The 12,212-nt window shown below is 31.6% G+C and carries 11 protein-coding genes; 9 read left to right on the forward strand and 2 right to left on the reverse strand.

The features are described 5' to 3' along the window. Window positions 1-439: 439 nt before the first annotated feature. Both ACVEGE_RS07105 and ACVEGE_RS07110 read left to right on the forward strand, forming a co-directional pair. Window positions 440-823, forward strand: coding sequence for an ISAon1 family transposase N-terminal region protein (locus tag ACVEGE_RS07105; protein ID WP_192501071.1), 384 nt, complete (start codon window positions 440-442; stop codon window positions 821-823). Between the two features lie 22 nt (window positions 824-845). After that, window positions 846-1,778, forward strand: coding sequence for an ISAon1 family transposase (locus ACVEGE_RS07110; RefSeq protein WP_458008650.1), 933 nt, complete (start codon window positions 846-848; stop codon window positions 1,776-1,778). Window positions 1,779-2,053: 275 nt separating this feature from the next. Here the strand turns inward: ACVEGE_RS07110 and ACVEGE_RS07115 are convergent, their stop codons facing one another. Together ACVEGE_RS07115 and tatA are read right to left on the reverse strand one after the other, a co-directional pair. Continuing rightward, window positions 2,054-3,448, reverse strand: a complete 1,395-nt coding sequence (locus ACVEGE_RS07115; RefSeq protein ID WP_192501073.1) for a glycosyl hydrolase family 8 — start codon at window positions 3,446-3,448, stop codon at window positions 2,054-2,056. Window positions 3,449-3,582: 134 nt separating this feature from the next. Then, window positions 3,583-3,756, reverse strand: coding sequence for a twin-arginine translocase TatA/TatE family subunit (gene tatA / locus ACVEGE_RS07120; protein WP_173851494.1), 174 nt, complete (start codon window positions 3,754-3,756; stop codon window positions 3,583-3,585). A gap of 216 nt (window positions 3,757-3,972) precedes the next feature. Here tatA and ACVEGE_RS07125 point away from each other — a divergent pair, with 216 nt between their 5' ends. The 7 genes from ACVEGE_RS07125 to ACVEGE_RS07155 all read left to right on the forward strand — a co-directional run bounded on the left by ACVEGE_RS07125 (window position 3,973) and on the right by ACVEGE_RS07155 (window position 12,211). Further along, window positions 3,973-4,464: a peptidase gene (locus tag ACVEGE_RS07125; RefSeq protein WP_192501074.1), complete on the forward strand. Its 492-nt coding sequence runs from the start codon at window positions 3,973-3,975 to the stop codon at window positions 4,462-4,464. Between the two features lie 37 nt (window positions 4,465-4,501). After that, window positions 4,502-5,989: a GH3 family domain-containing protein gene (locus tag ACVEGE_RS07130; RefSeq protein WP_192501075.1), complete on the forward strand. Its 1,488-nt coding sequence runs from the start codon at window positions 4,502-4,504 to the stop codon at window positions 5,987-5,989. Window positions 5,990-6,023: 34 nt separating this feature from the next. Then, window positions 6,024-7,703 carry a DUF6909 family protein gene (locus ACVEGE_RS07135; RefSeq protein WP_192501076.1) on the forward strand — a complete coding sequence of 560 codons (1,680 nt, stop codon included), beginning with the start codon at window positions 6,024-6,026 and terminating at the stop codon, window positions 7,701-7,703. 7 nt (window positions 7,704-7,710) lie between these two features. Then, a complete protein-coding gene (locus ACVEGE_RS07140) occupies window positions 7,711-8,700 on the forward strand; it encodes a hypothetical protein (RefSeq protein WP_173855364.1) in 990 nt (329 codons plus the stop codon). Window positions 8,701-8,774: 74 nt separating this feature from the next. Beyond that, window positions 8,775-10,085: an MATE family efflux transporter gene (locus ACVEGE_RS07145; protein ID WP_192501077.1), complete on the forward strand. Its 1,311-nt coding sequence runs from the start codon at window positions 8,775-8,777 to the stop codon at window positions 10,083-10,085. A 10-nt stretch (window positions 10,086-10,095) separates the two neighbouring features. After that, window positions 10,096-11,118, forward strand: coding sequence for a glycosyltransferase family 2 protein (locus tag ACVEGE_RS07150; protein WP_192501078.1), 1,023 nt, complete (start codon window positions 10,096-10,098; stop codon window positions 11,116-11,118). A 34-nt stretch (window positions 11,119-11,152) separates the two neighbouring features. Beyond that, on the forward strand, window positions 11,153-12,211 hold the full coding sequence (locus ACVEGE_RS07155; RefSeq protein ID WP_192501079.1) for a hypothetical protein: 1,059 nt from the start codon (window positions 11,153-11,155) through the stop codon (window positions 12,209-12,211). The last annotated feature ends 1 nt before the right edge of the window (window position 12,212 follow it).

Raw genomic sequence — 12,212 nt, forward strand, 5'->3', positions numbered from 1 at the left:
GCTAAAATAGGTAATTAAGATTAATTCTAGATAAGACTTAAGGAATTTTAAAAGGTTTAATTGACTTTTTTATTTTGTGAGTAAATCAATTGTATATATTATAAAAATGGATTCTGTTACAAACAATTTAGAAATATGTGAATAGGTAAGAAAACAAAAAAACAATTATATCGTGAGATAACTAGATCTTTTAATTAGTGCTAAATTATCTTTTGCGGAAAATTTGAAATATATACAAACTTTGGTTTACCATTATTTATGATGAAGGCGTTAAAATAGGTCAAATCTTTGATAAAGGAAGTATGCAAACTAACCATTATAGATCAAGTAATATTTCCTATTATTTTGGAAATATAGGGGATGAAAATTTAGTTTTCGGGTTTAATTGGCTCAGATAAAAAAGTTGGGGATAAATTTTAAATTAGCAAAAAAAAAGCAAATGGATTTTTCGATATTTTCTTCCTTTCTACCCGAAGGACTATTATTTCATTTTGATATTGTTGATTTCAAAGAGTTGGGAAATTTTCAAACAAAGAAAGATTGTTTCTTTATTTATTTGGATGAGAAGAACATTCTTCCCAAAGACTACAATCCTAATAAATTTGAATCTAAAGGGTTTTATGAACGAGCTTTAATACAAGACTTTCCAATAAGAGGAAAAGCAGTTTATTTAGTTATTCGAAGACGAAGATGGCGTAATAAAATAGATAGAAGTATAGAAATCAAAAGTGATTATTCTTTTATAGCTGAAAGTTCAAAATTAACAGGTGAGCTTTCAGATTTTTTAAAAGATACAGGTCGAGACCCGAGAAGATACGATTAGTAATATTGCTAGTTACTATGGTATTAAAGCTAATTTATTACAACGTCATTACAAGAAAAAAATCAGTGGTTTTAAAGATTGGGAACAATTTAATCAGGCCGAAGATTATTTGATATATCCTGAAAACATTGGAGAAAATCTTAGTATTGATCAATTGAGTTTGTCAAAAGGTGAGCTTTATACCTTTGTAACCAATAAAAAAGGAAGAGGAAAGAAAAACACATTAGTAGCAGTTATAAAAGGGACTAAAAGTCAGGATATCATTGATGTTTTGAATAAAATTCCATTAGATAAGAGAAAATCGGTAAAGGAAATAACCCTTGATATGGCTAATAATATGCAATTGGCCGCAAGAATGAGTTTTCCTGAAAGTAATTTAGTTACCGACCGATTCCATGTTGTAAAATTGGTAATGGAAGCTTTGCAGCATCAAAGAATTAAATTGAGATGGGACGCAATAGAAAAAGAGAATCAAGCAATTAAACAGGCCAAAGAACTGGGGACAAAATATATTCCAATTACTCTTGAGAACGATGATACTCCTAAGCAGTTATTAGCTAGAAGTCGTTACATTATTGCTAAAAAGGAAAACCAGTGGACAACAAACCAAAAAATAAGAGCAGCACTGTTATTTAAAAATTACCCTTTATTGCATCAAGCTTACAAACACACCCTAGAGTTTAGAAACATTTATGAACAAACCTCAAAAGAAATAGCAAAAGACCAAATTATAAACTGGATAGAGCAAACTAAACGATTAAAGTTAAATGATTTTAATACCGCTGCAAACAGCTTGAAATATCATTTAGAAACCATTTTGAACTTCTTTATTAAAAGACATACAAATGCAAATGCAGAATCGTTTAATTCTAAGATAAAACTATTCAGAGCTAATCAAAGAGGCGTAGTAGATGTGAAATTCTTTCTCTTTAGAATGGAAAAGCTGTTTGCTTAATCCCCAGAAAATTTATGTGAGCCGTTTAATTCTATGGGAAATGTTATTAAAAAGTATGCTTCAGATTCCACTATAAAGAAAATGTCAAAAGTCGTTTTTGTTAATTGTTCCAACATAAATGAAGCGATTGAAAATAAAACATTTAAACTTGAAACTGCATTAGACCAACTGATCACAATTTTTGACAAGATAAAGTGTAAATAAAGTGAATTAATAAATCATAAAAAAACCCAAATTACACTAGTAATTTGGGTTTTTTTAGTTTTGAAAAACTATTAGTTCAATATTATTTTTTTTGTAACTGTTTTACCTTCAGAGGTTATTTTTATAAAATAGATTCCTGCTGCTTTATTGCTAAGATTAATTTCAGTGGTTTCAGTTTTTGTTTTCAGTTGAGAGATTATAGCGCCTTGAGTGGATATAATTGTTAACTGGGCATTTTCGGGTGCCGATACCATAAATGTGTTTGTACTTGGATTTTGGTATACCGTTACCCTCGATTTTTCTAAGTCAAAGTCAGTTGTTGCCAAAGTTGTTGAAGGAGGTAAATAAAAGTTACCAGTTAGAGTAAACAAATACAAAGTTTTAAGTGTTTGATTAAAGTAACTGTTAGGTTCATTTAAATTTTTCAAATCTGTGTAAGAAGCATCTAAATGGGTTTGATTTTCACCTGCCATAGCTGCCGTTGCAAAAGCACCTACAAAAGTTGCATTATGATACTGCCCTTTCAAACTTCCGTCTTGATTGTAACCGTCTTTAATATTTGCAGTTCCATTAAGTGTGATTCTTACAAAATCAGAAGATTTTTTAGCATACGCTTTTGCATCAGCAGTACCATACCATAAATAATCAAGAGCAATACGCCAAGGTGTTCTAGCGGCATCATAAGTATATGATTTTCCTCCATTAAAATAACCGGTCGCTTGCGTTGAATAAGCTCCAGTATCTGTGCACCAATCAGAAACTAAACCGCCTTTAGCATTATTTGTTGTTAAGTTTTTATTGATAATGGTGTATGCTTTTGTGGCAACTGAATTCCAAAAATTTATATCGGCAGTAAAATTTCCAAAAGCCCTATAATAAGCAGGAGCAAAATAAGAAGGATTTGTGATTGCGCTTCCGCCAAATGCATCGCCAGGTTTTAAAACAAAAGTACTAGCTTCGATCTCATGCGTTTTAATTGCAGTTATTAATACTTTAGCATCACTTTTATAATTTTGAGAGCCTAGACTTCCCCATTGATAGTCAGCAATGATAAGTGCAAAGGCAGCATCTAGTTCGGCATCAGTAGCGCCATTTTGACCATCTGTACCAGAGCAACCATTAATTTTCCAATTCATTACCCCGTTGCCATTTCTATTGTCTTTATAATACAACCAAAGTCCATCAAATAATGTTTGATCGCCTTTATATGCAGCTAATAGCATTCCGTATCCAATTCCTTCAGAAACGGTCTTAGAACCGTCATCAAATTTTACACGATAACGACCGTTTGAACAGCCTTCTACAAAGTTAGTTTTCCAGATATCATAATTATCTGATGCGTCTTGACTATTTTTAGTAATAGCCATGGTTCCGTTAGTGTAAATTACATTAGCAGGAAAAGGTTTTGTTTGCGCATTACCACACAAACCCGTTGCAAAAAGGACACTTAAGATGAGTTTTTTCATTTTTATAGTTGATTTAGGTGTCACAAAAGTAAGTTTTTTTTGTAATAACCATAAAAAAATCCCAAATACCAATAATTGGGATTTGGGATTACCTTATTTAAACGGACTTAGCTGTTTAAATGCAATAGTAAGAATTACTCTTTAGTCTCTTCTTTTTTATCAGCAGTCTGATCATCTTTAGCGGCATTCTTGAATTCTTTAATTCCGCTTCCTAATCCTTTCATTAATTCTGGAATTTTTTTACCTCCAAAAAGTAATAAAACAACTGCTAAAATAACTAGGATTTCTGTAACACCAAATCTTCCCATGATTGAATAATTTATTGCCGAAGCAAATTTTTAATAAATGTAGCGACAAAGGTAAATAGAATAATTTTACGTGCGCTCATATTAAGTCATTTATTTATTATAGGTAAAGTTAAATATATATTAAAAATAGATTATTCCTATGCTTTGTATGCGAAGTAAGCCTAGGAAGTCCTTTGATTGAGTTTAATTATTATATTTGTAACATAAAGAAAAAAAATGGCAGGTAAAAGATTAAAAAGAAAGAAACTTCACAATAAATTATTCAATAAAAACCGTTTGGTGATACTGAATGAGGATACTTTTGAGGAAAAATTTTCTTTAAAACTTAATTTGATGAATGTTTTTGTAGTTGCCTCATTAGGCGCTATAGTATTGGTTTCGATTACAACACTTATTATTGCCTTTACGCCACTACGAGAATTTATACCCGGTTATTCTTCAACTAAACTAAAAAAAGACGCTACAGAGCTCGCTTTAAAATCAGACTCTTTGGCGATTGCTTTAAAGAAAAATGAAGCATATATAAAATCAATTCAAAAAGTACTTAATGGGGAGTTAGACTATGCAAAATTCAATAAAGATTCTATTTTAGTTGCTGACAAAGAGCCTGTTGCTCCAGTAAAGCTGTCAGCTTCAGAAGTAGAAATAGAGTTGCGTAAAGAAGTAGACAAAGAAGATAAAAAGATCCCTTCAAAAAAATCAAAATAAGAGCAGTTGCCTCTATATTTAAAAGACCCAAACCAAAATGTCAATAAAATCAATTGCTGCAAAACTATTTGCTAAAAAAATATATAACGAGACTCAAGCTTGGTCAATGCACCCTGTTGCAAGTCAAGAAACTGTTTTTAAAGCATTAATTAAGCAAGCAAAAGAAACAGAATTTGGTAAAGATCATCATTTTGATGCCATAAAAACTTTTGCTGATTTTGCTAATCAGGTTCCAATAAGAGATTATGAAGACTTAAAGCCGTATGTTGAAAAAGTAGTAAAAGGTGAGGAAAATATTCTCTGGAAAGGAAAACCACTTTACTTTGCTAAAACATCAGGAACTACCTCTGGGGCAAAATATATTCCGTTGACTAAGGAATCGATGCCTTATCATATTCAAGCAGCTCGAAATGCTATTTTGCATTATATACATGAAACGGGTAAAGCTGATTTTGTAGACGGTAAAATGATTTTTTTACAAGGAAGCCCTATTTTAGAAGAAAAACACGGAATACAATTTGGACGCTTATCTGGAATTGTAGCGCATTTTGTTCCTAAATATTTACAAAAAAACCGCATGCCATCATATGAAACCAATTGTATTGAGGATTGGGAGAAAAAAGTAGACGCCATTGTTGCCGAGACCTACAATGAGGATATGACGGTAATATCTGGAATTCCGTCTTGGGTTCAAATGTATTTTGAGCGTTTGCAACAAAAAGGTGGAAAGCCAGTTGGGGATATCTTTAAAAACTTCAATTTGTTTATTTACGGAGGAGTAAACTACGAACCTTACCGAGCAAAATTTGAAAACTTAATAGGTAGAAAAGTAGACAGTATCGAATTATTTCCAGCTTCGGAAGGGTTTTTTGCTTACCAAGATTCGCAAAATGAAAAGGGGATGTTGCTGCTTTTAAATGCGGGAATTTTTTATGAATTTGTAAAAAGCGAGGAGTTTTATAATGAAAAACCTAAACGCTATACAGTAGGAGAAGTAGCACTTAACGTGAACTATGTTATGATTATTTCTACAAATGCGGGGCTTTGGGGATATAATTTAGGTGATACGGTTCAGTTTACCTCATTAAGACCCTATCGTGTGATCGTTTCTGGAAGAATAAAGCATTACATCTCTGCTTTTGGAGAACACGTAATTGGTAAAGAAGTAGAATGTGCTTTGCAAGAAGCTATGGAAGGAACTAATGCAAGAGTTAATGAGTTTACCGTTGCTCCTCAAATCACACCTAGTAATGGCTTGCCCTATCATGAATGGTTTATTGAGTTTGAAGAGGAATCACAAGACGAAGTAGCTTTTGCGGAAGCGATAGACAACGCTATGCGCAAGCAAAACATGTACTACGATGATTTGATCGTGGGCAATATATTGCATAAAGTAGTCGTGACTAAAGTAGTCAAGAACGGTTTTCAAGACTACATGAAATCAATAGGAAAACTAGGCGGTCAAAATAAGATTCCGCGATTATCCAATGATAGAAATATTGTTGATTTATTAAATACAAAATAAAAAATTACCTTTGAAGGTTAGAAAATTATAAGAAATGAAAGAGACTAAAAACATATCAAGATCAAGAGCACAAGAATCATCGGCTGCTATTGAAAAAATGTATATCACCATGCGCCATTTATTCAATAGAGGTTTTTACAAACCAATGGGAATTTCTGGAGATACTTTACGTGAAGCTTTATTAGCATTACGTCCTGAAATTTATGGAAATATAGCAGAAGAAAAAGTAGAATTAAACGGACTTTTATACGTTATTGAGCGTTTGCCAATGGGAATTGAAGAATGCCGTTTTATCAATTTAACATCTGATGAAGGGTATTCAAGATCACACTTTAAAGCAATTGTTCCCCCTAAAAGAAGACGTAATTGTTACCGAATTGACGAAGAGCAAATGAACGTTGAAATCACGCGAGGTCGATCAGATATTTACGACATTTTGACACACTTGACTTTTATATTCATCGAATCTCACAAGATTAGAAATAGAGTATTGCTTGACGATGCAGGAGAGGTTTCTCGCGATTGGATGAAACTAGAACATGCGGTTTCACAAACTAAAAAATTGTCGTTAATCGATAAAGAAAAAGCCATCTCGCATGCGGCTAATATACTAGGAAGAACTTTTGAAGATGTATTAAATATCTATGATGCTTTTGGTTCAGAGGCGGCTCCAGATCGATTTTTACAAATAATATTTTGGTTAGGAAAATTAGCTATTGAAGAAATTGTTAGCAATAAAAAGCGTACAATTACTTTTAGTCCTATTTTAAGAGAACGTTTAGGACACCATATTCATGGAGAAATTTGGGCAACAAACATCAAAGAAGTTTTAAAGGAAAAAGGACTTTTAGACCGACCAATTCATGTGATTAGTGCCAACATGCACTCGGTTATGAATTCCATTTTTGCTACTACGGTATTGAAAACACAGTTCAAAGACAAATCAGATTTCTTTATCTATGAAGAGTTAAGTAAATCTGGCGCCCATGAGGTACGTAACAAAGTTGAAGAGGTAGCACTTAAACACGGAATGATCTCATTACCGGATACTTCAGGAACAAATATTGATGTTCAAATTTTTGATACATCCAAAGTTGATTGGGCTAAATCTTCATTTCCAAATGCAAAGTTTGGTGATAAAGAACCTGTACTTATTGTAATGGATTACGCTTTTGGAGAGCAAGCTTATGAGACAATTGACGAATTGCTTAAACCATTCAAAAAAGATATTTTATTGAATGTTGAGTCGGTTTCTATAATGGGTAAAGCTGGAATTCTAGAAGGAGGAAAAGGAGATATCATGATCCCTAATGCCCATATTAATGAAGGAACAGCAGATAACTACTTTTTTGAAAATGAATTAACTGCTGATATGTTTGAAGGAAATGACATTGCTGTTTTTGCAGGAGCAATGGTTACCGTTTTAGGAACCTCCTTACAAAACAGGGATTTATTAAAATTCTTTCATGAGTCTACTTGGGGAGTGATTGGTTTAGAGATGGAAGGGTCTTATTATCAAAAAGCGATTCAGTCAGCGTCAAAAATCAGAAAAAGTGTACCCCACGATATTAAAGTAAGATATGCTTATTACGCATCAGATAATCCTTTAGAAACTGGAAGCACGCTAGCTTCAGGTGGACTAGGTACAACTGGTGTAAAACCAACGTATTTGATTACCATTAAAATTTTGGAACAAATTTTTAACGTAAAATAAGCCATAAATGAGTACAAACGTACCCCAAAATCAAGAAAATCAGGAGATTGATTTGTTTCAGGTTTTTACAAAAATAGGCAGTTTTTTTCAGTGGCTAAACACATTAGTGTTCAAAAGTATTCAGTTTTTGTTAAAAAACGTGGTGCTATTAATTGTTTTAGTTATTCTTGGTTTTGGGGTGGGCTTGTATTTAGATACTAATTATAAAAGTTATAAGCAACAACTAATTGTAGAGCCTAATTTTGAAAGTACTGATTATTTGTACAGTAAGATTGGTCTAATCGAGTCTAAAATTGAAGAGAATGATGTTGCTTTTTTAAAGGGAATAGGTATTAAAAATCCTTCCGTTATAATGGGCATAAAAATTGAACCTATTGTTGATATATACAAATTCATCAATTCTAATACACAAAATATTGAATTGTTGCAATTGATGGCTCAAAATGGAGATTTAAAAACTGTAGTTGAAGAAACCGCTACTAGCAAGAATTATGCTTACCATACCCTTATCATCGACACTAAAACTAAAGTTGATCAACAAGATATTCAACCTATTTTAAATTATTTAAATACAAGTAATTATTATAGTTCTTATCAAAAAATTTACAAGCGTAACACGGCTCAAAAGATAAAAGTTAAAGAAGAGGTTATTGTACAAATTGATGCTGTTATAAATCAGTTTACAACAGTAGATAATAAAACTTCTAAGAACGATAAATTGGTTTATTACAATGAAAACACCCAATTAAATAATATGATTAGAACTAAAGATTCTTTAGTTAATGTTTTGGGATATTTAAATCTAGCACTGCTTGATTCTGATAAAATCATCAATGATAAGTCATTGATTTTGAATAAAATAAACAATAAATCTATTAATGGTAAATTGAAATTACTGCTTCCTATATTCTTTATTTTCCTATTTATCTTTATGCGCTTTTTCATTTCTTTTTATCGTAAGGAATCGCTTAAAGCAAAAGAAGTTTCGGTAATTTAATGTGTTGAAGTAAATGTTATAACGATTTTAAGATTACTAAGGTTGATAAAGAAACACAGATAGTAAAATCAAATATGTTGAAAATAAGTAAACACTATCTTCAAAAAATAGCACAGAACCCATTTGTAGCACAAAGCTTAATCACCCTGATATTGAGAGTGTTTGGTGTACTTATTCTTTTTGGGTTTACTTTATTTCTGACTAAGAATTTTAGTCCAAAAATAGTTGGGCAATATGACTTTGTTCGTTCATTTCTATTAGTAATTGGTAGTATTTGTTTATTGGGTTGTGATCAATCGATCCTTTATTTTAGAGGACGTATAAAAGCAGAAAGTAAGCTAAATGACTTAAAAGCAATTTACAGGAAAATGGTCGGAATATTATTCGTCATGTCGATCCTTGTTTTTTTGATCGTTTTAAGCATAAACGAGCAGATTGTAAATAGCTTTTTTTTAGATCAAAGTGTGTATGCACTTTTTTTAAAAGCATCAGGTATTTTGTTCTTTTATGGGATAATGACATTAAATATTGAAGTTTTTAGAGCGCTAGACCATATATACATTGCAGAGCTATTTAGAAATTCGATTAAGTACATTCCTTTAATTATAGGGGCATTATTTCTATATTATTCTAATAATGAAGGTTATCTCGTAGATGTGTTTTTGATTGGTTTCGTGCTACTTTCAATACTTACAACCGTGCTACTTTTATATTATTTTAATCGAATTAACAACAAGACTAAAACATACTCCATTTCATATAAAGAAATAGTGACAAAGTCATATCCTATTGCTATAAGTGGGATGGCGTTGTTTTTATTGATGAGTTTTGATATTATGTTTTTAAAAAAATATAGGAATGATGAAACAGTGGCTTTTTATTCGCTAGCCATAAAATTAATGACAATGCTTTCCATGGTGATTGTAACCGTAAACATCACTATTTCGGCTCAAATTTCGGAGTTTTTTTCGATAAATAATAAGCAGGAATTGAATAAAATAGTCCGTAATAGTTCTCGTTTGATTTTTGCATTTACATTGCCTTTAGTCTTATTAATTTGTGTTTTCTCAGAGTATATTTTGGGGTTTTTTGGCAAAGATTATGTTGTAGCGAGAGAGGCATTACTAATTTTGATTATTGGTCAAGGAATTTGTTCCGCTTTTGGATCGGCATCTGTGTATTTAAACATGACAGGAAGACAACATATTTTTCAATTGATATTATTGCTAGCAGTTGCAGTAAATTTTGTGCTCAATAGAATTTTAATACCAGATTATGGAATGACTGGAGCTGCCATAGCATTTGTTTCGAGTTCTTTTTTATGGAATGTTATAGCCGCAGTAGTAATTTATTATAAAGATAAAGTAATAGTTTTTTTGAATTAATAAAACGGTAATGGTGAGTAAATCAAATGAGAACATACTGTTTAGTATTATAATTCCGGTTTATAATGTAGAGGATTACCTGGAACAATGTCTGGATAGTATTTTATGTCAAAGCTATAGTAGTTTTGAAATTATATTGGTTAATGATGGGTCTACCGATTCCTCTTTAAAAATTTGCTTTGAGTATGAAACCAAAGATTCGAGAATCAGTATCATAAATAAAGCAAATGGCGGCTTATCTGACGCTAGGAATGTGGGACTATTAATTGCCAAAGGAGATTACGTCCTTTTTACGGACAGTGATGATTATTGGGTAGGTGAACAGGTGCTAGAAGATTTGGATCTATTGATAAAAAAATCCAAGCCAGATATAATTATTCATGAAGAGAGTCGTTTTTTTTCGAAAAACAATATAAAATACAAGTTCAATCAACAATACTTAAACGTTACATACGGAGATTTTAAAAAAGAGGCTTTGGCTTTGGTATATTACGATTTATTTGCTGCCTGTGCTTGCGATAAGGTTGTAAAGCGATCTATCTTAATTGAAAACGATTTGTTTTTTCCTCTTGGACGAAAGTCTGAAGACATGGAATGGTGTAGTAGATTAATGATGCATTTAAAGACTTTTGTGGTTTATCCAACATCCTTTTACACCTACAGACAAGCAAGATCTGGTTCGATCACACAAAACATTTCTGAGCAGCACATTATGGATGTGTATGAAATGATCAAACAGGGATTGCGTAAAACAAAAGCAGATGGGAGTAGTCTAGACAATGCTTTAATTAATTTTTGGGCAGCTAATTATGTGATTTTATTAAAAGACTTCTATATATTGTCATCAAATAATAGGAAAGCGATCTGGAACGAGCTGCTTTCTTGGAAATATTTGCTTACTAAGGGTCGAAATATTAAATTGGATAAGGTGATGCAATTTTACCGTTTTATCCCTTTTAAAGTATTACCCAATTTTCTATATGTTTTCAGAATATTAAATGAATTGAAAAAAAAATATAAAACAATTAGTTAATCATTCATGAAGTTATTTTCTTTATCTTTTTATCATGAAAATTAAGAAGAGTACCGCTACTTTTTTACTGTTATTTACTGCTAACTTATTAGTAGCAGTTGTTGCGTTTTACATTTTACCCAAACGATTTTTTTATGATTCTGCTATAATCACTTTTGATAAAGGCAATGAAATAGGATATTTTGGAAGTTACCCACTTACCATTTTATTTTATAAGATATCAGGATTGCGCTATTTACCTTTTCCTGTAATAGCCTTAATTCAATACCCTATTTTGGTCTATATTTTATACAAAATTGGGATTCCTACTAATTTTGAAAAAGTGAATATCAAGAACCTTTTAGTATATCTAGGTTTTTTTATGATGGCTATTTTCATGTCAATGCCGTCTAAGGAGTTCATAACGTTTATTTATCTTGCTATAATTGTTTTTATTTATCAAAATCAGGCAATCTCCTTCAAAAAATCGATCTTGCTATCAGTTGTGCTGTTGTTTATTTTTGGAGCTTTTTACAGACCTTATTTTGCATTGATTCCCATAATTGCTGTTGGGATGTACGGTGTGAGTTTTGTTAATTTTAAAAATAAAACGATTACAACTTTATTCTATGGAATCGTAATCGCCATTTTTTTATCATTAAGTTATGGACTAGTAAAAGGAGCTTTTTTATCAGAAAATAGTAGAGAACTCGTGAATAATGGCCGACTATTTTCTCAAGATGCTAATTCAATGATTGTTTCGCCTCTTAAACCAGATACGTGGTATGGGGAAGCAATTGGGATTATTTATGGTTTTTTTAGTGTCAATGTACCTATAAATGGATTAAAACATTTTTTATCGCCACAAATTGTTGCTTTTATCACTTGGCAATTGCTATTGTTTTATATCTTGTTAGTTCGGTTTTCAAATTGTATTAAAGAGCGAAAAAAGTACCAATATGAAATAGCAGTTTTACTAATTCTATTTGCTTATTTTATTGTTCAAGGTGTTTTTGAACCCGATTTAGGAACAGCAATTCGTCATAAAATTGGCGTATTCCCATTGATTTATTATGCCTTATATTATGAAAATTTCCGAAAAGAACTTCGATAAA

The sequence above is a fragment of the Flavobacterium sp. PL002 genome, from assembly GCF_054165825.1.